At 44.1% G+C, this 24,450-nt stretch carries 18 protein-coding genes; 5 read left to right on the forward strand and 13 right to left on the reverse strand.

Annotated features, from left to right (window positions below; all coding sequences use genetic code 11):
* Positions 1–73: 73 nt before the first annotated feature.
* Both EQM06_RS11790 and EQM06_RS11795 read right to left on the reverse strand, forming a co-directional pair.
* Complete coding sequence (locus EQM06_RS11790) at positions 74–3,172, reverse strand: efflux RND transporter permease subunit (RefSeq protein WP_128746557.1); 3,099 nt, start codon at positions 3,170–3,172, stop codon at positions 74–76.
* Positions 3,159–4,226, reverse strand: coding sequence for an efflux RND transporter periplasmic adaptor subunit (locus tag EQM06_RS11795; RefSeq protein ID WP_128746558.1), 1,068 nt, complete (start codon positions 4,224–4,226; stop codon positions 3,159–3,161). The genes EQM06_RS11790 and EQM06_RS11795 overlap by 14 nt, the downstream gene beginning before the upstream one ends.
* A gap of 308 nt (positions 4,227–4,534) precedes the next feature.
* Between EQM06_RS11795 and EQM06_RS11800 the strand changes: the two genes are divergently transcribed.
* Entirely contained in the window at positions 4,535–5,608 is a 1,074-nt protein-coding gene (locus tag EQM06_RS11800; RefSeq protein ID WP_330548335.1) for a HAMP domain-containing sensor histidine kinase, read from the forward strand.
* A gap of 221 nt (positions 5,609–5,829) precedes the next feature.
* Here the strand turns inward: EQM06_RS11800 and EQM06_RS11805 are convergent, their stop codons facing one another.
* A complete protein-coding gene (locus EQM06_RS11805) occupies positions 5,830–7,119 on the reverse strand; it encodes a TolC family protein (RefSeq protein WP_128746559.1) in 1,290 nt (429 codons plus the stop codon).
* Between the two features lie 306 nt (positions 7,120–7,425).
* On the opposite strand from EQM06_RS11805, the gene EQM06_RS11810 reads away from it, so the two are divergent.
* Positions 7,426–8,100 (forward strand): response regulator transcription factor, encoded by a 675-nt coding sequence (locus EQM06_RS11810; RefSeq protein ID WP_128746560.1) that lies wholly within the window; start codon positions 7,426–7,428, stop codon positions 8,098–8,100.
* Between the two features lie 14 nt (positions 8,101–8,114).
* On the opposite strand, the gene EQM06_RS11815 is transcribed toward EQM06_RS11810, so the two are convergent.
* Positions 8,115–8,396, reverse strand: a complete 282-nt coding sequence (locus EQM06_RS11815; protein WP_128746561.1) for a DUF503 domain-containing protein — start codon at positions 8,394–8,396, stop codon at positions 8,115–8,117.
* 254 nt (positions 8,397–8,650) lie between these two features.
* On the opposite strand from EQM06_RS11815, the gene EQM06_RS11820 reads away from it, so the two are divergent.
* From EQM06_RS11820 to EQM06_RS11830, 3 genes are all read left to right on the forward strand, one after another.
* A complete protein-coding gene (locus EQM06_RS11820; RefSeq protein WP_128746562.1) occupies positions 8,651–10,114 on the forward strand; it encodes an aminoacyl-histidine dipeptidase in 1,464 nt (487 codons plus the stop codon).
* Between the two features lie 84 nt (positions 10,115–10,198).
* Positions 10,199–12,115, forward strand: coding sequence for an OPT/YSL family transporter (locus tag EQM06_RS11825; RefSeq protein ID WP_128746563.1), 1,917 nt, complete (start codon positions 10,199–10,201; stop codon positions 12,113–12,115).
* A complete protein-coding gene (locus tag EQM06_RS11830; protein WP_128746564.1) occupies positions 12,105–12,455 on the forward strand; it encodes a PqqD family peptide modification chaperone in 351 nt (116 codons plus the stop codon). Before EQM06_RS11825 ends, EQM06_RS11830 begins: the two co-directional genes overlap by 11 nt.
* A gap of 101 nt (positions 12,456–12,556) precedes the next feature.
* On the opposite strand, the gene EQM06_RS11835 is transcribed toward EQM06_RS11830, so the two are convergent.
* From EQM06_RS11835 to EQM06_RS11875, 9 genes are all read right to left on the reverse strand, one after another.
* The gene (locus tag EQM06_RS11835) at positions 12,557–12,883 is read right to left on the reverse strand and encodes a hypothetical protein (protein ID WP_128746565.1); all 327 of its coding nucleotides are present in this window, start codon (positions 12,881–12,883) and stop codon (positions 12,557–12,559) included.
* A gap of 319 nt (positions 12,884–13,202) precedes the next feature.
* A complete protein-coding gene (gene purD, locus EQM06_RS11840) occupies positions 13,203–14,465 on the reverse strand; it encodes a phosphoribosylamine--glycine ligase (RefSeq protein ID WP_128746566.1) in 1,263 nt (420 codons plus the stop codon).
* Positions 14,466–14,504: 39 nt separating this feature from the next.
* Entirely contained in the window at positions 14,505–16,037 is a 1,533-nt protein-coding gene (purH, locus tag EQM06_RS11845) for a bifunctional phosphoribosylaminoimidazolecarboxamide formyltransferase/IMP cyclohydrolase (protein WP_128746567.1), read from the reverse strand.
* A 58-nt stretch (positions 16,038–16,095) separates the two neighbouring features.
* Positions 16,096–16,683, reverse strand: a complete 588-nt coding sequence (purN, locus tag EQM06_RS11850) for a phosphoribosylglycinamide formyltransferase (protein WP_128746568.1) — start codon at positions 16,681–16,683, stop codon at positions 16,096–16,098.
* A complete protein-coding gene (gene purM, locus EQM06_RS11855; protein WP_128746569.1) occupies positions 16,677–17,708 on the reverse strand; it encodes a phosphoribosylformylglycinamidine cyclo-ligase in 1,032 nt (343 codons plus the stop codon). Before purM ends, purN begins: the two co-directional genes overlap by 7 nt.
* 11 nt (positions 17,709–17,719) lie before the next feature.
* Positions 17,720–19,147 carry an amidophosphoribosyltransferase gene (gene purF, locus EQM06_RS11860; RefSeq protein WP_128746570.1) on the reverse strand — a complete coding sequence of 476 codons (1,428 nt, stop codon included), beginning with the start codon at positions 19,145–19,147 and terminating at the stop codon, positions 17,720–17,722.
* Positions 19,148–19,216: 69 nt separating this feature from the next.
* On the reverse strand, positions 19,217–19,921 hold the full coding sequence (gene purC / locus EQM06_RS11865) for a phosphoribosylaminoimidazolesuccinocarboxamide synthase (protein ID WP_128746571.1): 705 nt from the start codon (positions 19,919–19,921) through the stop codon (positions 19,217–19,219).
* 66 nt (positions 19,922–19,987) lie between these two features.
* Entirely contained in the window at positions 19,988–20,467 is a 480-nt protein-coding gene (gene purE / locus EQM06_RS11870; protein ID WP_128746572.1) for a 5-(carboxyamino)imidazole ribonucleotide mutase, read from the reverse strand.
* Between the two features lie 10 nt (positions 20,468–20,477).
* The gene (locus EQM06_RS11875) at positions 20,478–24,284 is read right to left on the reverse strand and encodes a phosphoribosylformylglycinamidine synthase (protein ID WP_230974972.1); all 3,807 of its coding nucleotides are present in this window, start codon (positions 24,282–24,284) and stop codon (positions 20,478–20,480) included.
* Between the last annotated feature and the right edge of the window lie 166 nt (positions 24,285–24,450).

Here is a 24,450-nt window from a genome sequence, read left to right on the forward strand (position 1 = left end):
TACTATTTCCCATAATGTCAAAAGCTGCCGGAAAATCCGGCAGCTTTTCATTCATTCTGCAAAATACTAAGAATTAAATATCCATATCCTGCTCTCGAAGGATATCCTGTTTACGCGCTTTCTTTCTGTCAATCATGGTATAAAATACCGGAAGCATGATCAAGGATAAAATAGTGGACGAAATAACGCCTCCAATGTTTACCAGTGCCAGCCCCTGCATCATCTCTCCCGGACGAGCCAACGGAATCATGGCTAATACAGCCGTTAAAGCTGTCATAACAATAGGTCTCATACGGGTCACACCCGCCTCAATAAGAGCCTTGTCCCGCGGCATTTCCTCCCGGTATTGCCGTGCCGTATCTACGTACAAAATACCGTGGTTTACGACATTACCTACCAGCATCAGGAATCCCAGCAGGGAAACCATGCTGATATTCACATTAAGCACATACAGAAGCAGGAATGATCCAATTAATGCCAGAGGAATGGCCGTCATAATCATCAAGGAGAATCTTGGTGATTCGAATTGAGCCGCCATTACTACGAACAGAAGGAATACAGCGGTCAAAATCGCTTTTCCCAAGGATGCAAATTCTTTACCCATCATTTCATCGGTTGAGTTAACGCCTAAAGCCACACTTCCTTTCGCATATTTTCCGGCCACGTCCTTATCCAGAACTGCTTTTGTGTCCTTATCCGCTTTGTCCGTATAGTCCGCATCGATCGTTACTTTATATTGCTTATCTTCTCTCGTGATGGTGCTCGGACTGTCCTCATAGTGAATATTTGCTACGTCAGATAACGCCACAGAGCCGCCCGCTGCATTGGCAAGGACAATTCCCTGTACCTTATCCAGCGTATCATATTCTCCGTCTGCAAATTCAACCTTTATATCTGTATCTTCCCCATTGACTTTCATAGTAGTAGCTTTTACTCCGCTCAGCATATTATTTACGGTCTGTCCGATCATAACCGGTGCCAGTCCTTCTGCTTTAGCCTTTACGGAATCTACCGATATTTTTACCACCGGAGCGGCATTTTCCAGATCCGAATGAACCTTCGTCACCTCCGGTCTGGCCTTCAGTGCTGTAACGATCTTGTCAGAAGCCTGCTTCAAGTCCTCATATTGGGTACTTTTTAAGATGACTTCATATCCGTCAGAATTGGTATCAGACATAGACGAAGCCGACCCCACCTTCATGGAAATATTGCAATTCTTAATGGTATCCATAGAAGGTTTCCACGACTTCATTACGACTGATGAATCCTTTACCTTATCCTGCAGATATGCGGTCAAGGTCGCTCCTGAACCGCCTGATAAAGCAGAAAGTCCGCTTCCGCCGTAAGTGACCATATAAGATTCCACATTTTTATCTGCCACTACCACCTTTTCTACCTGTTTTAAGGTCTGGTCTACTTTTTCTATGCTCATTCCCGGCCTTGTTTCGACGCTTACTACAACGGTGCCGTTATCATCCTCCGGTACCAGTTCCATTCCAAGCTGTGAAGCAATCAAAACTGAGATCACCAGTAAAAGTACAGCAGCAATCACTGCTGTTTTTTTCTTAGGCAGGAAAGTTCTCATAAATTTTCTGTATGCAATCTGCATAACTCTGATACTTCTCTGAGCCGGTGCATTCTCTTTTTCCTGCGGTCTGTAGATATAGTAACAAAGAGGTACGATGGTAACCGCCGAAATAAATGAAGCGGACATACAGAACACAATCGTAAAGCCCAATGGTTTAAACATCTGCCCAGTCAGACCGGATAAAAAGGCTAACGGTAAAAATACCACACAAATGGTTGCTGTGGAAGCAAAGACTGCTAAAAATACCGTTTTAGTTCCTTCAATCGCTGCTGTTTTGTAACTTCTGGTTAGTATACTTCCTTTATTGGCTGCCTCAATATATCCCGAATCATATTCATCGTCCGGAACAGCATTAATGGATCGGAAGCAGCTCTCCAAAACTACGATAGAGTTGTCTACCATCAATCCTACACCAAGAACCAGAGCACCCATCGTAACAACGTTTAAGGAAAAGCCCATCAGGTTCATCAAAATCAACGCTGCAAATATGGATATCGGTATAGAGGTTCCTACGATCAGCGAAGCCTTTAGATCTCCAAAGAACAAATAAATAACCGCCATGGAAATAATAACTGCCAATATCAAGGTCTCAAACACCGAGTTTAAGGATTTCATGATGTCATCCTTTGTATCGTTTACTACAACCATATTCAGGTTACTATCCGCCTTTTCAAGCTTATCCACTACTTTCATCACTTCGTTGGAAACTTCTACCGCACTGCTGCTCTGCTGTTTTTTAATCCCTATGGAAACCGTATCCTTTCCATTGTATCTACTGATACTGTCCTGATCCTCTAGGGCTTCGTATACGGTCGCCACATCCTGAAGCTGTACCACACTTCCGTTTGATACGTTGATTGGGATTCCCCTCAAGCTTTCCACATCATCATAATCCGCCCCGGTAGAAACGGAATATTCCATATTTCCTGTCTTGGTGCTTCCTGCCGGATACGAAAAGTCACCGCTGGCAATCGCCTGCGAAATACTGCTCATGGTCAGGCCATATTGTTTTAATTTTTCCGAATTCAGCTCCACTTTTACATAGGAAGCCCGGCCTCCTGAAATATCTACACTGGCTACTGAGCTGATTTTCTCAAATTCTGGTGCAATTTTTCTGTCAATATAGTCATACAGGTTCGTTTGCGCCTTATTGCTGACGGACAGGGTTACCACCGGCATATCATTGATATTGATTTCCATGATATTTGGCGTATCTACATCATCCGGCAAATCCCCTGCTATCCCGTCTATTTTCTTTTTCAAGTCGATATATGCCTCATCCATATTCGTGCCATACTCATACTGAATGATTACAATCGAGACATTCTCTTGGGACATGGAGGATACTCCGTCCAGGCCGCTCAAGGTATCGACTGCGTCCTCTATAGGCTGTGTCACCAATTCGTTTATGTCATCCGGACTGGCTCCCCCATAAACCGTACTTACCAGCATGATAGGCAGATTCATTTCAGGAGTTCTTTCCAAGGTACTGCTGGCTACAGAGGACAATCCGAAGACAACCAGACAAAGAACGCATAAAACGGCTGTAACAGGCCTTTTTAATACGAATTTAGTTAACCCCATTTACTGCTGCCCCCTCATAAAGCTCTGAACTCCACGTTGCTATTACTTTGTCGGAACTGCTCAGACCTGAAATTACTTCTATATTTTTATCATCGGATATTCCCACTTCAATAAACACCTTGTGAGCTTTTCCTTTTTCATATGTATATACCAGTGCCTTCCCATCCTCATAATAGACAGCGTCTGCCGGTATAGTCATAACATTTTGAACCTTGTCGGTAATGACATTTACGGTTGCTGACGTTCCTGTGGCTAATGCTGCATTAGAACCAATCAATGCCTTCACCTTAAACAATCCGGAGGTCTGATCTACCATCGTGCTGATTTCACTGATAGTTCCTTCATACTTGGTGCCGCCTTTTTCTACGGTCAGTTTGTCTCCTACCTTCATGTTTCTTGTGATTCGTTCTGTGGCATCAAAAGAAACCACCTTGTCCGTTCCGCCGGAAATCACACAAAGCTTCGTCTGCGGACCTACATTGTCATACACATCAATATCGCAGGATTCCACCAGTCCGCTGATCGATGCGGTCACCGTACTATAACCGGACTGATTGCTGTAATCATTGGCCGCCGATTCATATGCCAGCTGTGCCTTCGCTAATGCGTTTTGTGCGGCTTCATAGTTTTGGGTAGAAATGTCTCCGCTTGCATATAATGCTTCTGCCCTGTCCATGGCAGTTCTTGCGTCAGACAGAGTCACCTGAGCAGATTGCACGCCGATACTGGCCGTATTCAACATTTTATTATCAATCGTACAGATCACCTGACCCGCCGAAACTCTTTGTCCGGCTTTCACCCGGACACTGGTTACCTCTCCTGATATTTTAGGATAAATCTCTTCAAAATTGGAGGGTTCCACCGTTCCTATCAGAGAGCTCTTTAGCTCAATATTTCCCGTTGCAGGATTAGCAAGCTCCACTGTAGGGGGTGCAGCTTCTGCGTAATCCGATTGTCTGGCCGCCAGTATTTTTGGAATTGCTACTGCGGCGATTACAAGGATTATTACGGCAATGATAATAATCTTCATCTTGCCTTTTAGTATGCCTTTCATATATTCTCCCTTCCTTTGACTCTCTATAGCTTTTGTTCAGTAAAAATGGCTTCTTACAACTAACATAAAAGTTTATCACATTTTACAGATAAACACTAACAAAAAAAATTAGTTCAGATAATGCCACAAATACAACAATAAGATATAATTAGAAACTCAATGTAAACAAATTGGTAAATTTTAAAAATTAAATTCAAAATATTATTTTTGTTTATATTCATGTAACCAAACTGTGCTAAAATGGCATTAAATACAAAATTTTCAGCAGATTTAGCTGCCGAAAAATTTTTCTTGAGGAGGTACAGATCTTGAAATCAAACTGCCGGGAAACGTTAGCTTCAAGGATACACTCTAATCTAGGCAAAAAAGCATTAGCTTTTATGCTTTCTCTTATCGTTTTAGTCATCCTGCTTTTGACCATGAGCATCATCGGACTGACCATTGTTTTTTTATTTAAGCGAGGATTCTTACACCAGCAGCAGGATCCTACTTTTCTGGGTCCCATACTCCTTCTGATTATCAGCAGTACTGTTGTGGGCACCACACTGACAGCAATCTTGAGCAGAATTCCTTTGAAACCCCTCCGCCGAGTGGTGTCCGCCTGCAATAAAGTCGCCGATGGTGACTTCTCGGTTCGGCTTCCCATCACGCCCATTGATGAATTTAACATGTTCGCCAAAAGTTTTAATCGAATGGCAGAAGAACTTGGCAGCTTGGAAATATTGCGTTCTGACTTTGTCAATAATTTTTCCCACGAATTTAAAACACCGATTGCCTCTCTCCGGGGTTTTGCCAAGATTCTTAGAAATTCAAATCTCACCGAGGAAGAGCGCAATGAATATCTGGACATTATTATCAGCGAATCAGATCGACTGACTGAGCTGGCCACAAATGTTCTCACCCTCACTACTTTAGAAAATTTAAATATCGTTTCTCCAAAAACCACCTTTGACCTATCCGAACAAGTTCGAAGAAGCGTATTAATGCTGGAATCCAAATGGTCCAATAAGCATTTATCTATGATTATCGATTTAGACGACTTTTCTTACAGCGGCAGCGAAGATCTTTTAAATCAAGTATGGATCAACCTGATTGACAATGCCATTAAATTTTCATCCGACCATGGAAAAATCAAAATTAAACTGAAACCCTGCGAAGAGGGCATTATTTTTAAAATTATAGACAACGGTTCCGGCATGGACGAGGAAAGTCAAAAACACATTTTTGATAAGTTCTACCAGGGAGACAAATCCCACTCCACGGAAGGAAATGGGCTTGGCTTAGCAATCGTTAATAAGATTGTCACACTGCATCAGGGGCAGATTCTCATAGAAAGTGAACTCGATATCGGCACCACCTTTACAGTGATCCTTCCTGTTTAAAAACAGCGTCCGCCTCTTCAACACGGAGATTTCATTTTTCAACATAAAAGGAACCGAAACATGAGGTGACCCCTTAAAGTTAAACTTTATGGCGGTCAGTGCAGTACATGTCACAGTTCCTTTTTTATTATGCAGGAAATAGAACTCTTTGATTCTGTCCTCTCCATTTTTTTATATTTGTACTTTTTAAATCTTTTCCGATGTTTTATGCGTTGGCATTATTATAAGCTGGCCGGTGTCGTACCTACTCCCATGGACAGATTATAATTCTCAACTGCCAGATTATAATTGAGCAAAGCACTTGCCTGGCTTAATTTTACGTTGTTTACAGCCAGCTGTGCCTGCTGTACCTCTGAGGTCGTCGCCATTCCCAAATCAAACTTTCTTTGGGTCGCATTCAATGCATCCTCCGCACTCTTGAGATTTTTCTTTCCCGTCTGAACCGAATTGTACGCATCTGTCATGGCATCATACTTTTTTCGCACATCCAGTTCAATATCTGTTGGCTTATTCTGCTTCGCAATCTCAGCATTTAACAGCTGAGTTTTTGCGGTGATATACTTGGAAGAATTGCTTGGATAGGCCTTAAAGCTGTTAAAGTTCAATTCGGACAGTTCCACCATGTACGAAGCCTGTTTCATTTCATTTCTGTTTTTCAACGCAGAATCTACCGCATCCGTTAATGTAGTTTTTGGCAGTTCCACTTCCTGTATGGTATCTGTCAGCACGATCTCCTGAGAAATATCATAGCCTAAAAATGAGTTAAAGCTAAGCTTTAGCTGTTGCAGGCTATTCTGTGCTGCTTCCAACTGAGTTTCTGCATTTTTAACATCCTTTTCCGCATTGTCTACCTCCATCTTGGAAGCGGCGCCCACATTGTATCTTCTTTGCGTGGTCTCAAAAAAGTTCTTCTTCAAGGTTAAGCTTTCTTTGGTGAGATCCACCTGCGTTTCGGTGTTCTTCAAGGCGTAATAGGTCTGAAAGGTGCTCTGTTTTAAAGCGTTCACCCTTGATTCATTGTTCGCGTCAATCATGGATTTTGCAAAATCCCTTCTCTTCTCAACTACTTTTTTATTGGAAGAATCAAATCCTGCAATAACCGCGTCCACCTTCTCCAGCTTACTCAAATTGCTTGACGTTTCACTATAACCCTTTGCAATGCTTTCATCGCTCTGCTTCTGTAATTTGATCAGCTCCATCGTCTTACTGCTATCCAGCTGCTTATAAGCTCCGTCCAATGACAGATTGATTTTTTCCGGTGTGATTGCCGCCGAAGTGGTTTCTTGCGTCACTGCACCTTCGGTGGTCGTGCTTTCCGTTATCGCGCCCTCGGTGGTTGTACTTTCAGTTATTGCACCGCCGGTTGCTGTCTCCTCCGTTTTGGATTCCTGTACGGCAGCCGTACTGAGTCCGCCTGCATTACTGTTGGTTTCTGCAAATGCCAGGGCTGTAGTGGACATGGATACCGTCATGCATATGGTCAGCATCCATAAAATATATTTTTTCTTCATGATATAACTCCTCCTTTTACCTTTCTGTCCAATATGTTAGCTTTTCTGTATGTTTAAATCAAAGCGCAATTCCTTGCCCCATGAATTATTTTCAATAGAAATTGCTTTTATATGGTATATTGTATAGAATTAATATTAACTGAAAATAAATTAATTGGAAATAGTTTTTTAAAAGTTTATCTTTAATTAATATTCATATCCTATGATAAACTGAAAGGGTATACTGCAAATCTGCAGCTTATTTACCAATTAAACAAGTTGCTGCGGTTGTTCAATAATGAGATAAAAAAGACTGGAGGAAAAACCATGTTTCGTATTTTAATTGTTGAAGATGATAAAAACACAAGAAAATTGATGAAAGCGGTCTTATCCGCCAATGGGTATCTTCCTTTTACCGCCTCTGACGGGCTTCAAGCCTTAGAGGTCTTAGATTCCGAACATATCGACTTGATTCTGCTGGATGTCATGATGCCTAATATGGACGGTTATGAACTTACCCAAGAACTAAGATCTTCCGGATATGAACTGCCTATTTTAATGGTCACCGCAAAACAAATGCCTGCTGATAAACGGAAAGGGTTTATCGTCGGTACAGACGATTACATGACAAAACCTGTGGATGAAGAAGAAATGCTCCTTCGTATCAAAGCACTTTTAAGACGGGCTCAGATCGTCAGCGACCATAAGCTTACCATTGGTGAAGTCGTTCTGGACTACGATGCTTTGACTGTAAAAAGAGGCGATGAAGTCCAGACTCTGCCGCAGAAAGAATTTTATCTGCTGTACAAGTTGTTAGCTTATCCCAATAAAATATTTACTCGCATTCAGTTAATGGATGAAATCTGGGGGATGGAATCCGAGTCCACCGATTATACCGTCAATGTTCATATCAATCGATTAAGAAAACGGTTTGAAAAATATCCGGAATTCACCATAGAAACAGTACGGGGCCTTGGCTACAAGGCAGTCAAAAACGTGTAAAAGAGTGCAAAAAATCAAAGCAGTTCACGATATACAGAAATCACTTCTGCTTCCGTATGCTCCTCGATAAAATTCAGCACATTATCAAGGATGCTGTTTGCATGCGCCATCTCATCTGTTACACAGGATATTCCCAGGACGATTGCCTGATGCCGATCCTGCTTATCCACTTCCGCTATGGAAATATTAAATTTATTTCCTGCTTTTCCACAGATGCTTTTTACAATCATCCGCTTCTCTTTTAGCGAGTGCACCCAAGGAGCATGCAACTCAATTAGCATCGTTCCAACAATCATACGCAAAGCCCTCCTTCCTTCATTGTTTTACAGACAATGCTGTCATTATTTCCATTTATTATCCCCATCATACATGACCGCTGAGAATCTGTCCAGTTCTATACGCATCTATAAAAATATACGCAAAAAATGTATAAAAATATGTGTAAAAATACATGGAAGCTCTTCCTTTATTTCCCTTGATTTCTTATATTTTTATGATACACTTTTAGGGGTAATATTATCCAGTTCTAAATCAAAAGGAGAGATTTATTATGGAAGACAGTGTATTGAGAAATCAAGAACCTGCTGATGTTTTTTTCTATTTCGAAGAACTCAGCAAAATTCCAAGAGGTTCTGGCAATGAGCAGGCAGTCAGTGATTACCTGGTCTCATTTGCAAAAACCCATGGTCTTTATGTTGTACAGGACGCAGCACAGAATGTGCTGATTAAAAGTCCCGGCAGCGCAGGCTATGAAAACAGTCCCGGTGTGGTGATTCAGGGTCATATGGATATGGTCTGTGAAAAAGCCCCCGGAGTTATCCACGACTTTTTAAAGGATCCGATTCGTCTTCAAGTGCGTGATGACATGTTATATGCCACAGGCACGACTCTAGGAGCAGATGACGGCATTGCCGTTGCTATGGGTCTTGCTGTTCTGGCCGATAAAAGCATTCCCCACCCGCCGCTGGAGTTATTGGTCACTACCTGTGAAGAAACCGGAATGGACGGAGCCCATGCTCTTGATCCGGAAACCATTTCAGGCAGAACACTGATCAATATTGACTCAGAAGAAGAGGGGATTTTGACGGTCAGCTGTGCCGGAGGCTGCACGGCTCGAATCAGCATTCCCGTTTCCTGGGAGCATCCGGCTGCAGATATGGCATTTCTTACTTTGACAGTGGAAGGCCTTAAGGGCGGACATTCTGGAATCGAAATCCACAAAGGCAGAGCCAACGCAAATAAGCTGATTGCCCGCTTGTTGGATCATCTGACTGAAAAAATGTCCATTAGCTTGTGCTCCATAGACGGGGGTTCTAAACACAACGCTATTGCTCGGGATGCCAGAGCTGTTTTAGGATTTCGCAAGGAAGATGAAGCCTTGCTGCGCGAAGAAGTAGAGAAACTGGAGCGGGTACTGCAGGATGAATGTAAAACAGTAGATCCCGATCTGCGTATTCTTCTGGCTTCGCCGGAAAAGCAGCCTGAGCAGGCTTTTACAGCAAACAGCGCACATCAGATCATCCAATTTCTGTACCTTATCCCCAATGGAGTTCAAACCATGAGCATGGACATTGAAGGTCTTGTGGAGAGCTCTTTGAATTTGGGCGTTATTGAAACAAAAGAGAATGCGGTAGAAATTATCAGTGCCATCAGAAGTTCTGTCGGCAGTATTAAAGCGGATATTTTCCATACCATTGTTTCTCTTGCAAATCTTACGAACGGAAAGGTGATTGAAGAATCTTCCTATCCGGAATGGCGGTACAATCCGGACTCAAAAGTCCGCACATTGTTTGCTGACCTATATGAAAAGATGTTTGGTCAGAAGCCGTTAATAAATGCTATTCATGCCGGTCTTGAATGTGCTATATTTGATGAAATGTTCGGCGGTAAAATGGATATGATTTCCATTGGACCGAGCATGGTGGGCGTTCACACAGCAGAAGAGCATCTGAGTATTCCTTCCACCCAGCGAACATGGGAACTTTTAAAAGAAGCACTTAAGGCCATGTGCTAATTCAAATCGGCTGAACCTTTAGGAGTTAGCAAAATTGAAAATAAAATCTATTCTCAATAATTTATTGAAAGGTGAGTGTTTTTTATGAATAAAAAACTATCCAAAGAAGCTTATGGCGGCGTAGCCGGAAAAGACTACGTGCCATATATCTCCAGCGGCTCCAAACTGGGAGGAAGCGCTGCCGTTTTAATTATCGGTATTTTACTGGCCGCATTGTTTGCAGCCTCTACCGCTTACTCCGGTATGAAGGCCGGCCTCACTGTAGCCGCAGGTATTCCGGGTTCCATTTTGGGATCTGTGTTTGTGGCGATCTTTGCCAAGCAAAAAGGCCTTTTGGGCAAGAACCTGATTCAAGGCATGTCCAGCGGTGGTGAATCCATTGCCAGCGGCATGATTTTCGTTATGCCTGCCATCCTTTTAATCGGTTCGCACGTTTCTGCTCTGGAGGGCTTGGTGATCGGTATCGGCGGTGCGCTGTTCGGTCTGGGGGCAACTTCCCTAATTTATAACTATCTGATCGTTGAAGAGCACGGTGCACTGATGTATCCGGAATCCATGGCTATTTCCGAAACGCTGATAGCCTCCGAAGGTGCCAAGGATTCCATCAAGTTCATGGGAATCGGTTTTGTCATCGGGGGTCTTCTGACTGTTGTGACCAGCTCCTTCCTGAATGTGACCAACAATGTCATCAGTTATGTCAATGAATCCTTCTATAAATGGAGGTTTCAATTAGAGGTAAACCCTCTGCTGCTGGGAATCGGCTTTATCGTTGGCTTGCCGGTGGCGCTGACTATGTTCTCCAGCTCCATCCTGTCCAACTTTGTTATCACACCTCTAATCGGATATTTTGCTGCTTTAGGCGGGAGCACTGATCCGGTATGGAACAATCCGTCTGTCACCATCGGTGCCATGCAGGTGGGCGATATTTCCGGCAGCTATGTCAAATATATTGGTGCCGGAATCATGCTTTCCGGCGGCCTGATCGGTGCGATTCGCCTGATTCCAACTGTGGTTTCCTCCATTAAAGAAACTATGGGGGCTAAGGCTGCGGGGAATGGCGGCGGCACTCAGCAGACCGTTATTCTGTTAAGCGGTGTTGTAGTCGGCTTTGTCGGTGGATTTTTAATTTCCGGCGGCAACGTTTTGATGGCAATTCTGACCACCATCTTGTCCTTGCTTCTGTCCCTGCTGTTCACCATTGTTGCCGGACGATTGACCGGTACCATCGGTACTTCTAATCTGCCGGTCTCCGGTATGACCATCGCCTCTATCGTGATCGTCACGCTGCTGTTTGTGAGCATGGGTTGGAGCAGCGCAGTTGATAACCGTATTTTGCTATTATTTGGTACTTTTATTGTTACCGCCATTGCTACAGCCGGCGGCTATTGTCAGTCTCAGAAGGTTACGTTCGTCATCGGCGGCGATAAGAATGAGATGCAGAAATACTATTGCATCGCCACTATTGTGGGTGTAGCCGTTGTTACCGGCGTTATCCTATTACTTGCCGACCAGCTGTCCATGACCGGCGACAATGTACCGTTTGCTCTTCCTCAGGCGAACTTAATGGCAACCTTGACTTCCGGCATTATGTCAGGCGAACTGCCTTGGGTCATGATCATAGCCGGTATCGCTCTAGGCATTGTGTTCTTCCTGCTGGATCTGCCTGTTATGACAGTTGCTATCGGTTTCTATCTGCCGATTTCCACTACTTCCATCATTTTGGTAGGCGCTCTGCTTCGCGTATTTGTGGAAAAAGCATCAAAGAGCGAAGAAGAAAGGGATTATCGAATCGGAAACGGCGTGAGCCTGTCCTCCGGACTGGTTGCCGGTGGTTCCATCATCGGACTGATCGGTATCATCCTGCAAGTAACCGGCGTGGTTGGATCAGCCTCTCCATCCGGATTTGCCAGCTCGAATGGTATGGCCATCCTCTTACTGGTCGTATTGGTGATTGCCACTGCCATCCCTCTTTTAACCGGTAAGTCAAAACATGTCGATTAAGCAAGATAATTTCTTAGACGTCATTTTTCGAGTTTCAAATAAGCTTCTGTATGAAGTCAGTGAGGAAGGCATCGTGACCATACTGATTAAACAGGATCATATGATTCAACGTTTCTTTCGTAAGCTGCGGGTCAAAATTCCAGAATATCGGCGGATTACGATGGATGACTTCGGAAGTTATGCTTTTTTACAAATCGACGGTCATAAAACGGTGCGAGAGATCGGCGAAGCACTTGAGGCTGAATTCGGAGATAAGGTGCAGCCGCTCTATGAAAGGCTGTCCCTGTTTTTGAGACATATTCAAGATCAATACCAATACATTGAAGAAGTTCAGCTCTGAGAAATAAAGACCCCCTTGATGCGGTTTCGTTGCTGCATCAGGGGGGTTTTGCTATACCGTTAACTTGTTTGTCATATCAAGCAACCGTTCCTACGTTGACCTTATGCAGTCATAGAAGAGACGAACCAAGTATATACAAATAACAGTGAAAAAATAATAGAAAGAATCTTTCCAGACTTCGCAAATATATGCTCCGGAAATTTGTGACCGAGTATAATAGCTATTATCAACATTGCAAAAGAATAAAAAGTTGTATAGTGTAGTCCCGGATTGCCGTTCGGATAAATGGAGTATGCCGGCAAATTAATAAAGTTCAAAACAGTGTCTCCTAAACAAAACCCATCTAACGATTTTATATCGCTAGTCCATACCATTGCGAAAATAAATAAAATAAGCGATAAAGTTCCAACACCAAATTTTTTCTTCAACGAATTCCCTCCATTTCTTATATGAATCTCAACTTCAATTATATAGAAGAAGCTTGATATAACAAAAGACCCTTGGAATAAACCTTAGGTCTTTTAACTCTTATGGATTATTGGATGGGCGGTGTATCCATCATCTCAGGTACTCTTTGCGAGTGTGTCGGGAACCATTTCCGACCTCAATAATCCTTATTAACTATTGTATTCTTTTATCACATACATAATACAACCATTATCAACATTTGTCAATAACCGCTTTTATTCTTCCACTATGTACTCGTCTCTCTATTTTAGATTGCTGCACATCATGCATTGTTATTTATTACTTTATTACAACCACTCCAATATCTTTTCTATACTGCATTCCGTCAAAACTAATTTTCTTAACGTTTTCAAAGGCTTTTTTCCGTGCTTCCTCATGAGTATCGCCCAGAACGGCAACTCCCAGAACTCTACCCCCATCCGTCACGACCTTTTCCTCTTTCAGTGCTGTTCCGGCATGGAATACGATCACATCTTTATCCACCTGATCCAGCCCGCATATTTCTTTTCCCTTTTCATACGCGCCCGGATATCCTCCGGAAGCCAAGACAACACAAACCGCCTTTTTCTCGCTCCACTTTATATTTACATCACTTAATTTATTGTCAACTACTGCGCTGAAAATATCAAATAAATCCGTTTCCAGTCGAAGTAATACAGACTGAGTCTCCGGATCGCCAAAGCGGTTATTGAACTCAATGACCTTTGGCCCATCCTCACCGATCATCAGCCCTATAAATAAAACCCCCTTAAAATTCAGGCCATCTTTTTGAAATCCAGCTAAGGTAGGCTCCAATATTTTTGTGCGAATTCTTTCTTCCAGCTCCGGATTAAACACAAGACTCGGAGAATAGGTCCCCATTCCGCCGGTATTCGGTCCCTTATCCCCATCAAAGATTCGCTTATAATCCTGTGCGGATTCCATGGGAACAATGGTGTGTTCGTCTACAAAGCAAAGCATAGAAGCTTCGACTCCTGTGAGGTATTCCTCCACGACCACCTTATCTCCAGCCGCTCCAAAGACCTTGTCCCCCATCATTTCTTCGATGGCTTTTCTGGCTTCTTCCTCGGTTTCTGCAATAACAACTCCCTTTCCCGCAGCCAGACCATCAGCTTTAATAACCATTGGATACCCAAAGATGCCCAAAGAGTTTAACAGCTCTGCCTTATGGGTAAATTCTTTATATCTCGCCGTAGGAATGTTGTGTTTCTCCAAAAAAGCCTTGGTAAACGCTTTGCTGGCTTCCAGTTGTGCACATTTTTTATTGGGGCCAAAGGTTTTTACGCCCACCTTTTCCAATTCGTCTACCATACCCATGGCCAGCGGCACTTCCGGTCCTATGACCGCCAGATCAACCTGATTTTCTTTTGCCGCCCTACATATACCGCCTATATCTTCTGCTTTTACCGGGATACACTCCGCAAGCTCTGCAATTCCCGCATTGCCGGGAGCACAATACACCTTATCCACCTTATCGCTCTGAGCCAGTTTCCATGCAATCGCATGTTCCCGGCCGCCGCCGCCTACAATCAGTACCTTCATAACAAATCCCTTCCGTTATTCCACATGACAACATCCTTTTTAGTGCTTAAAGTGCCGAATTCCGGTGAACACCATGGCTATGCCCAGTTCATTGGCCTTTTTAATCGAATCTTCGTCCCGCACAGATCCGCCGGGCTGAATAATAGCGGTTACACCTGCTGCCGCAGCTGCTGTTACGCAGTCATCAAATGGGAAGAACGCATCCGAAGCCAGAACCGAATCCTGAATCGAAAAATTGGATTGACTGATAGCATTTTCAACAGCCCATATCCGATTGACCTGTCCGGGGCCTATGCCTATGGTCTTACCCTCTTTGGCAAGAACAATACCGTTGGATTTAATATGCTTCACCACTTTCATGGCCAGTCTCATATCATCCATTTCGCGCTCCGTAGGAATCCGATCCGTAACCACCTTCAATTCCTCTTCATGAAACAACAGATCATCTGTGTTCTGTACCAGCAATCCGCCCGAAACCTTCTTGACATCAATCTGTCCTTCCAATTTCCTTGTAATGCTCCCTAACTTTAGTAACCTGATATTTTTCTTCTGCTCTAAAATTTCTAAAGCTTCCTCTGTAAAACCCGGTGCAAGAATGATCTCAAGAAAGATTTTACTCATTTCTCTCGCCGTGCCCGCGTCAATTATTCTGTTTGCTGCGACAATTCCTCCGAAAATAGAAGTGGGATCACATTCATAAGCCTTGTTATAGGCGGACAGAATGTCGAACCCGGTACCCACACCACACGGATTAGCATGCTTTACTGCCACCACAGCAGGTTGTTCAAATTCCTTAAGCGTGGCCAGTGCTCCCTCTGCATCATGGATGTTATTAAAAGATAATTCTTTCCCGTGAAGCTGAACAGCCTGTGCCAAGCTTCCTTCAAGGGGCTGTATTTCTTGATAATAGCAAGCTTTCTGATGGGGATTTTCTCCATACCTTAAATCCTGCTTTTTTTCAAAGGTCATTGTCAGATTGTCCGGAAGTTCCGCATCAATTTGCCTTCTCAGATACTCTGAAATCATGGCATCATAAGCTGCCGTATGCTGAAATACTTTTAAAGCCAGTTTATATTTTGTATCCATAGAAACACCGTTATTTTGCTTAAGCTCCCCAATTACGCTCTCATAATCCGCAGGGTCACAAACCACCACTACATCTTTATGGTTCTTTGCAGCAGAGCGGAGCATAGCAGGTCCTCCTATGTCGATATTTTCAATAGCCTCTTCCAGCGTGACCCCCGGCCTTAAAATTGTTTCCTTAAACGGATATAAGTTAATAGCGACAATATCAATGGTTTCAATGTGATTATCCTCCAGCTGCTTCATATGTTCGGGTCTATCTCTTCTGGCGAGAATTCCTCCGTGCACAGCCGGATGCAAGGTCTTGACCCTGCCATCCAGGCACTCCGGAAAATGAGTGACCTCGGAAATGCCCATCACCTGTATGCCATTATCGGCAAGCCTCTGATGAGTCCCGCCTGTAGATATAATTTCAACGCCAAGTTCGGATAATGCCTTAGCAAAATCCACTACACCTGTTTTATCAGAAACACTTATTAACGCTCTCATTTTTTCTCCTCCAACTATATCGGTTAAAACCTTTTTATTTTGAACAGAAGCTGTAAAACTAAAGTTCTGCAATCACTTTATTGATAGCCTCCGTTAAAATTTGATGCTCTACTGCAAGAACCCGTGCTCCCAGTTCTTCGGGCGTATCTCCTGCAAGAACCGGCACCCTTTGCTGGAGGATGATCGGCCCCGTATCCACTCCTTCGTCCACAAAATGAACAGTCGCACCACTTTCTTTTTCGCCGGCGGCGATAACGGCTTCGTGAACCCGTTGTCCAAAAAAACCTTTTCCGCAGTATTTGGGAATCAGGGAAGGATGTATATTGATAATCCTTCCGCTGTACGCCTTTATCAGTTCCGGCTCTAAAATGCTCATATATCCTGCCAGAACCACCAGATCCGTCCGAGCTTCCTGCAATGCGGAAAGCAGTGCCTTTGTCCGGAGAGACATAGCCGGATATTGTCCTTTATCAACAACGAACGTTTTGATATGACGCTTCTTCCCTCTTTCCAAAGCAAATGCCTTTGGATTGCTGGAAATAATGCAGGCAATCTCCGCATCTTTGATTTTGCCGGATTCTATGGAGTCCATGACAGCCTGCAGATTCGTCCCCCCACCGGAAACCAGAACCGAAATCCTCAGCATAAAGCCACACCTTCCCCTTCAACGATTTCACCGATAACCTCCGCAGTTTCTCCCGCAGCCCTCAGAGAGGCAACAACGGCTTCCGCCTCTGATTCCGGCACGATCATCATCATGCCGACCCCCATATTGTACGTGGAAAACATGTCTGTCTGATCAATATTTCCGCATTTTTGAATATAGGAAAAAATAGGCGGAGCCTCCCATGTGCCTACTTTAATTTTTACGCCCAAGCCTTTCGGAATAATTCTGGGAATATTTTCAAAGAATCCACCCCCGGTAATATGTATAATTCCGTTGATAGAATGTTTATCTAAAACGGCATGGCAGGCCTTCGCATAGATTTTAGTGGGGGTCAGCAGAGCTTCTCCCAGAGTCATGCCCAGCTCCTCCACATAATCACCGACTTTCATCCGCATCTTTTCAAAGAATACTTTTCTTACGAGAGAATAGCCGTTGCTGTGTATCCCACTGGAAGCGATGCCAATGACTTGATTCCCTTTTTCTATATTTGCGCCGGTAATCATTTTATTCTTATCCACGACACCTACGGAAAAGCCAGCCATATCGTATTCCCCATCCTGATAGAAATCCGGCATCTCGGCCGTTTCTCCGCCGACCAGCGCACTCCCGCTCTGATAACAGCCTTCTGCAACGCCCTTTACGATTTCAGAGACCTTCTCCGCCTTGACCTTTCCGGTCGCTATATAATCAAGAAAGAACAGGGGCTTTGCCCCTTGACAGAGGACGTCATTCACACACATAGCTACGCAGTCGATACCTACCGTATCGTGCTTATCCATCAGAAATGCAATTTTCAACTTGGTTCCGACCCCATCTGTTCCTGAAACTAAAACGGGTTCCGCCATGCCGGAGGTATCCAGCTTAAAGAGACTTCCGAATCCGCCCAAACCTGTAAGGACATTTTCATTAAAGGTTTTCTTTACGTGAGGCTTCATCAGCTCTACGGCTCTTTCACCCTCTTTTGTATCCACTCCGGCATCTTTATACGTTAGTTTGCTCTCCATATCATCCTCCGTTATTCTTCAAATTTCATGCTCCGTTCAGGCAGCTCCATGGGATAATCTCCGGTAAAACAGGCTGTGCAAATCTTATCTTCCCCCAGACCTATGGCTTCCAGCATTCCTTCCACGCTCAAATAGCCTAAGGAATCTGCACCCATTCCTTTTCTGATTTCTTCGATGGCATGAGTCGCTGCAATGAGCTTATTTTTGTCCGGTGTATCAATCCCAAAGAAACAAGGGTCCGTTACAGGCGGAGAAGCCACCCGAACATGAACTTCTTTTGCCCCGGCATCCTTCAGCATTTTTACTATCTTGACGCTGGTGGTTCCCCGAACAATGGAATCATCGATCATAATGACCCGTTTCCCTGCGACATTTTCTTTCAGCACGTTAAGCTTCAACTTGACGCTCAGTTCTCTCATACGCTGATCCGGCTGAATAAACGTTCTTCCTACGTATCGGTTCTTTATGAATCCTTCTCCGTATGGTATGCCCGATTCCTTGGCATATCCGATTGCGGCTACTGTACCGGAATCCGGTACAGAAATAACAACATCTCCCTCCACCGGATGCTCCCTAGCAAGGATTCTTCCGCACAGATTCCTCGCCGTATACACATTTCTTCCGTCCATATCACTATCTGGTCTTGAGAAATACACGTATTCAAAAGCACAAGAAGCTCTTTTTCCGGTTTTGGCATATTGATAGGATTTTATTTCATTGTTTTCAATGACGATCATTTCACCCGGCTCTACATCCCGCAGCAGCTTTGCTCCTAAAAGAGGAAAAACACAGCTTTCGGAAGAAAGCACAAAGCCCTGATCTGTTTTCCCGATGCACAAAGGTCTTATGCCGTTGGGATCCCGCACCCCAATTAATTTATTGGCTGAGGTGATGACCAGTGCATATGCACCCCGTACTTCTTGCAGCGTCCGGGTGATAGCCTCTTCAATGGTACTGTTCTTTAAGTGCCGTGCAATCAGTGCCGCTATTACTTCAGAATCGATGGACGTTTGAAAAATGACACCGTCATCCTGCATTTCTTCCCGTAATATCCGGGCATTTACCAGGTTCCCATTATGTGCCAAGGCCAGCGCACCGCCTTTATGGTAGACTACCAGCGGCATGGCATTGACCGCATGGCTTTCTCCGGCAGTGCTGTATCTTACGTGACCGATGGCTATATCGCCCTGAAGCCTTTCGATGATCTCATCATTAAAAATTTCCTGCACCAGACCCATTTCCTTGTAATATTGAATTTTTCCTCCCAGGTTTGCCGCGATACCTGCGCTTTCCTGTCCTCTGTGCTGCAAAGAATGCAGTCCGAAATATACAGAGCGGGCATTTTGCTTGTTTCCGGGTTCGTAAACACCGACGACCCCACATTCGTCATGAAACTTTTCATCCTCAAAAGTCTTCAATTCCTGATTTATATCAATCATTTATGTTCTCCAATTTCTTTTATATACATAAACCGCTAAAAGTCATCCCTACAAGCCCTTTTCACACGGCTATTTCTGTATCCTGCTGAACACTTCCTGATAGGTCTCTTCTACCTGCCCCAAATCTCTTCTAAATCTGTCCTTATCCATCTTTTCGTTGGTGTGGACATCCCAAAGTCTGCATGTATCAGGAGAAATCTCGTCTGCAAGGATGACCTTGCCGTCATATAAGCCGAACTCAATCTTAAAGTCAATCAGCTTCAAATCCCGCTGTAAGAAAAATTCTTTTAGTGCGTCGTTGACTTCATAAGCATATTTCTTTACATCTTCCAGCTGCTCTGGTGTGGCCAGCTCCAGTGCAAGAATATGATCATCATTGATCAGCGGATCGCCCAGCTCGTCATTTTTATAGGAAAACTCTAAAACCGGCTGTTTAAAGACGATACCTTCTTCCACACCGTATCTCTTTGAAAAAGATCCGGCAGATACATTTCTGATGATGACTTCAAGAGGAAGAATTTGCACCGCTCTTACTAAAGTTTCTCTTTCGTTTAGCTGTTCGAGCAGATGGGTCGGAATGCCTTTCTCCTCCAGCATCTTAAAAATAATGTTGGCCATGGTATTGTTTACCACGCCCTTTCCGGCGATCTGTCCTTTCTTAAGACCATTAAATGCCGTGGCATCGTCCTTATAATCCACGATCAGTTTTTTTGGATCCTCTGTCTTGTACACCTTTTTTGCTTTTCCTTCATACAGCATTTCTAACTTTTTCATTTTTCTTTCCTCCCGTTACTTTTTCATTCATATATCCTGTTATTAGTTCCCGCATTTCATTGTCTTTTATTTATTAAATTCTGCATCCAGTGCTATAATGTCTTGTTCCATTTTGATTTTATATTCTTTTATTTTCTGCCTCAGCTCAGGATATTTGATACCGAGCATCTGAACAGCCAGCAATGCTGAATTTTCTGCGCCGTCAATAGCTACCGTGGCTACAGGCACACCCTTTGGCATCTGAACCACGGAAAGCAGAGAATCTAGTCCATCCATTGTGCTGGATTTCATCGGAAGTCCTATGACCGGAAGGGGAGTAGTCGCTGCCAGCACTCCGGCCAGATGTGCGGCTTTTCCAGCTGCCGCAATAATCACTTCAATTCCTTTTTCTTCTGCGGTCCTGGCAAATTCCTCTGCCACCTTCGGCGTTCTGTGGGCAGAAATGATTCTGGTCTCACACGCCACTCCGAATTGTTTAAAAATATCTTCTGCTTTCTGTACCACGGGATAATCTGATTTACTTCCCATTACGATTGCTGCTTTCATCTGTCTCCTCCTACTTAAAATACTTCACACCGGATTCAAAGATTTTTTGATCCGTATTTCCTTCTACATTTTTATATACATACGAGCCAATTCGTTCTGAATGCCCCATCTTTCCAAATACTCTCCCATCCGGAGAAGTAATTCCCTCTACAGCACAGGCCGAGTAATTCGGATTGAACTGAATATCCATGGAAGGCTTCCCGTCAAAATCAACGTATTGAGTTGCGATCTGACCGTTCTCAATCAACTCTGCCATCCGTGCTTCTCCGGCAATAAAACGGCCCTCTCCGTGGGATACCGCAACGGTATGAATATCCCCTGCCGATGTACCGGCAAGCCAAGGGGATTTATTGGAGGCAATTCTTGTATTCACCAAACAGGAAACATGACGGCCGATTTTGTTATAGGTAAGCGTCGGTGCGTTCTCGTCCATCTCCATAATCCTTCCGTAAGGCACCAGACCCAGCTTTATAAGGGCCTGGAATCCGTTGCAGATACCGAGCATCAATCCGTCCCTGTTTTCCAAAAGCTCAGTGACGGCTTCTTTTATTCTCGGATTTCTGAACACGGCTGTAATAAACTTTGCTGAACCGTCGGGTTCATCTCCGCCGGAAAACCCTCCGGGCAAGAACAAAATCTGGCTTTTTCTAATTTTTTCTTCCAGCTCCTTCATCGAATCAATAAGCTGATTCTGTGTCATATTTCTCATAATGTAAATTTCTGCTTCTGCTCCTGCTTTTTCAAAAGCTCTTTTGGAATCCATCTCGCAGTTCGTTCCCGGAAAAGCAGGAATCAACACCTTTGGTCTTGCCATTCTGATGGCCGGTGACACCCTTTTTTCCACCGGGTATGTAATGCTTGGAACGTCTGTCCGATCCATGGTTCCTTTAAAATCGGAGGTTCTCACCGGAAATACACTTTCCAGCGGTTCCGTCCATTTTCGGATCACCTCTTCCAGTTCCATTTCAAAAGTCTCTGAACGGTTATTATTCTCACCGGCACTTTTCGCAGTAATGCTTTCCCGTTTACAGGTATATCCGATTCTCTTATACGAAACACCATTAAACAGGGAGGCCGTATCTGCGCTGCCTTCTACTTCAAGAATCAATGCTCCATATTGCGGTTCATAAAGCTCCTCCTGAGTCACATGCTCCAATGAAGCACCGATTTTATTACCGACTGCCATCTTTACAACAGAAAGGAGAATTCCTCCTCTTCCAACGGTATTTGCCGAAAGAATTTTTCCTTCTTTAGCAAGCTCTCGAACCCGGGCCATATTTTTCCGATACGTATGGAAATCCAGGATTTGATTTTTATCCCGCTTTGTGAAAAGATAGATTAATTGACTATCTGCTTTCTTTAATTCCGTGGAAAGAACCTCTCTTGCATCCGCCACCGCCACCGCAAAGGATACCATCGTCGGTGGGACGTGAATATCCATAAAAGTACCGGACATACTGTCCTTTCCTCCGATAGCCGGAATGCCCAGCTCCTTCTGAACCTTTAATGCTCCGAGAAGAGCCGTAAACGGTTTGCTCCAGCTTTCCGGATTCTCTGTCATCCGCTCAAAGTATTCCTGAAAGGTCAGACGGATGTTTTGATAGTCACCGCCCATGGCAACAATCTTGGTCACGGAATCAATGACCGCATATAACGCTCCATGATAAGGGGAGCATGCGGCGATCTTCGGATCAAATCCGTAGGCCATCAGCGTAGCAGTTGTCGTCTCTCCCTTTGTCAGCGGCAGCTTACACGCCATACCGGCTGCCGGTGAAAGCTGATATTTTCCTCCCAGCGGCATTAGCACCGTAGCTGCCCCGATGGTGCTGTCAAAGCGCTCCGTTAAGCCTTTCTGGCTGCAACAGTTCAAATCCGATAAAAGACTGTCCCAATCTGCTTTTGTTGTTTTTTCTTTATCCGAATCAGACAAAGCTTTATTTTTTACCAGAACCTTTGCTTCCTGCGTAGCTCCGTTGGTATTTAAAAATGCTCTGCTTAAATTTAAAATACACGTTCCCCGCCAGAACATCCGGAAGCGCCCCGTATCCGTAACCTTTGCCACAGCCACTGCTTCCAGATTCTCCTCCTGAGCGTAGGCGATAAATTGATCCGCATCCTCCTTAGAAACGACCACAGCCATTCTCTCCTGTGATTCTGAGATGGCCAGTTCTGTTCCGTCCAATCCTTCATACTTTTTCAGAACCAGATCCAGATTCACATCCAGACTGTCCGCCAGTTCACCGATAGCCACGGAGACCCCTCCGGCTCCAAAATCATTGCACCTCTTAATCAAGGTTGCTGCCTCTTTTCTTCTAAACAACCTCTGAATATTTCGCTCCACCGGAGGATTGCCTTTTTGAACCTCGGCTCCGCAGTTCAAAATAGACTCTTCAGTATGCTCCTTAGAGGAGCCGGTGGCACCTCCGCAGCCGTCTCGCCCGGTTCTTCCCCCTACCAAAATGATGATGTCATCCTTTAACGGTCTTTCCCGTCTAACGTGGGATGCCGGAGCGGCACCGATCACCGCACCAATTTCCATTCGCTTTGCCACATAGCCTTCGTCGTATATTTCCGTTACCTGTCCCGTAGCCAGTCCGATTTGATTTCCGTAAGAACTGTATCCTGATGCTGCTCCTTGGGTAATCTTTCGTTGAGAAAGCTTACCATCAAGAGTGTCCTCAATGGGCCTTCTCGGATCTGCAGAGCCGGTCACTCTCATGGCCTGATAAACATACACCCTGCCTGAAAGCGGATCTCGGATAGCCCCTCCAAGGCAGGTAGCCGCACCGCCAAAAGGCTCAATTTCTGTGGGGTGGTTATGCGTTTCATTTTTAAACATGACAAGCCAGTCTTCCTCCTTGTCATCTATTCTCGCCTTCACCTTGATACTGCACGCATTTATTTCCTCGGATTCATCCAAGTCCTCAGCCATTCCATGCTTTTTCAGATATTTTGCTCCGATACAGGCAAGATCCATCAAACAAATATCCTTGCCCCCCTCTTCGGAAGATTTATATGCTCTTTCCCCATACACCTCGTTTCTCATGACCAGATATTCATCAAAAGCCTTTTCGATCAAATCGGCATAGGCTCCCTCTTCAAACTGGATGTCCGTTAATCTCGTCATAAACGTCGTGTGTCTGCAATGATCAGACCAGTAGGTGTCGATTACCTTTAACTCTGTAATACTGGGATCCCGTTTTTCATCGGCTTTAAAATAATGTTGGATGAACAGCAGATCCTCTGCACTCATGGCAAATCCGTTTTCTTTCCGGAAAGATTCCAATTCTTTGGAATCCATAGCAGTAAATCCTTCTATCACAGCTACGTCTTCCGGCACAGCACTTTCCATATGTAAATGTTCCGGTCTTTCCATGGACGCTTCCTGTGAATCCACCGGATTAATGCAGTAATGCTTTACTGCATCCAGTTGATCCTTTGTAATGTCTCCCTGTAAGGCAATCAGTCTCGCAAACTTTACCACAGGCTGAGCCTTTGCTTCCATCATTTTGATACACTGCGCTGCCGAATCCGCTCTCTGATCGTACTGACCGGGAAGGAACTCCACCGCAAACATATTTGTCCCTAAATCTGACGGCGTTTTTTCTTCATAGGCACAGTCAACGGCAGGCTCTGCAAAAACAGTATATATCGACTGTTCATAGGTGCTTTCATCTATTCCGTCTATATAATATCTATTCAAAATTCGAACGTTCGTTAACTTTTCCAGATGAAGGTTCTGTCGGAGTTCCTCCTTCAGCCCCTGTGCCTCAACATCAAACCCTTTCTTTTTTTCTACAAAGATGCACTTTACCATATACGTATTCCTTTCTCCGTACATTCATCGGATTTTTATGATTAATTGTTCGTATTTTTTACTTCTTTCTGTTCTTTATGGTTAAAGATTAGCATATTTTTTAGCGCAATACAAGAAATACCTGATTATTTTTAAAAAAATTTAGCATAAATACGAACTATTTAAG

The sequence above is a fragment of the Aminipila luticellarii genome (assembly GCF_004103735.1).
Classification (GTDB): domain Bacteria; phylum Bacillota; class Clostridia; order Peptostreptococcales; family Anaerovoracaceae; genus Aminipila; species Aminipila luticellarii.

Bases quoted from the DNA above. Each gene is read 5' to 3' on its own strand.
- EQM06_RS11820 (WP_128746562.1), top strand. From the start codon at position 8,651: ATGGAAGACAGTGTATTGAGAAATCAAGAACCTGCTGATGTTTTTTTC.
- purM (WP_128746569.1), bottom strand. From the start codon at position 17,708: ATGGAGAGCAAACTAACGTATAAAGATGCCGGAGTGGATACAAAAGAG.
- purH (WP_128746567.1), bottom strand. From the start codon at position 16,037: ATGAGAGCGTTAATAAGTGTTTCTGATAAAACAGGTGTAGTGGATTTT.
- EQM06_RS11810 (WP_128746560.1), top strand. From the start codon at position 7,426: ATGTTTCGTATTTTAATTGTTGAAGATGATAAAAACACAAGAAAATTG.
- EQM06_RS11790 (WP_128746557.1), bottom strand. From the start codon at position 3,172: ATGGGGTTAACTAAATTCGTATTAAAAAGGCCTGTTACAGCCGTTTTA.
- purN (WP_128746568.1), bottom strand. From the start codon at position 16,683: ATGCTGAGGATTTCGGTTCTGGTTTCCGGTGGGGGGACGAATCTGCAG.
- purF (WP_128746570.1), bottom strand. From the start codon at position 19,147: ATGATTGATATAAATCAGGAATTGAAGACTTTTGAGGATGAAAAGTTT.
- purD (WP_128746566.1), bottom strand. From the start codon at position 14,465: ATGAAGGTACTGATTGTAGGCGGCGGCGGCCGGGAACATGCGATTGCA.
- EQM06_RS11830 (WP_128746564.1), top strand. From the start codon at position 12,105: ATGTCGATTAAGCAAGATAATTTCTTAGACGTCATTTTTCGAGTTTCA.
- purE (WP_128746572.1), bottom strand. From the start codon at position 20,467: ATGAAAGCAGCAATCGTAATGGGAAGTAAATCAGATTATCCCGTGGTA.
- EQM06_RS11815 (WP_128746561.1), bottom strand. From the start codon at position 8,396: ATGATTGTTGGAACGATGCTAATTGAGTTGCATGCTCCTTGGGTGCAC.
- EQM06_RS11805 (WP_128746559.1), bottom strand. From the start codon at position 7,119: ATGAAGAAAAAATATATTTTATGGATGCTGACCATATGCATGACGGTA.
- EQM06_RS11795 (WP_128746558.1), bottom strand. From the start codon at position 4,226: ATGAAAGGCATACTAAAAGGCAAGATGAAGATTATTATCATTGCCGTA.
- purC (WP_128746571.1), bottom strand. From the start codon at position 19,921: ATGAAAAAGTTAGAAATGCTGTATGAAGGAAAAGCAAAAAAGGTGTAC.
- EQM06_RS11825 (WP_128746563.1), top strand. From the start codon at position 10,199: ATGAATAAAAAACTATCCAAAGAAGCTTATGGCGGCGTAGCCGGAAAA.
- EQM06_RS11875 (WP_230974972.1), bottom strand. From the start codon at position 24,284: ATGGTAAAGTGCATCTTTGTAGAAAAAAAGAAAGGGTTTGATGTTGAG.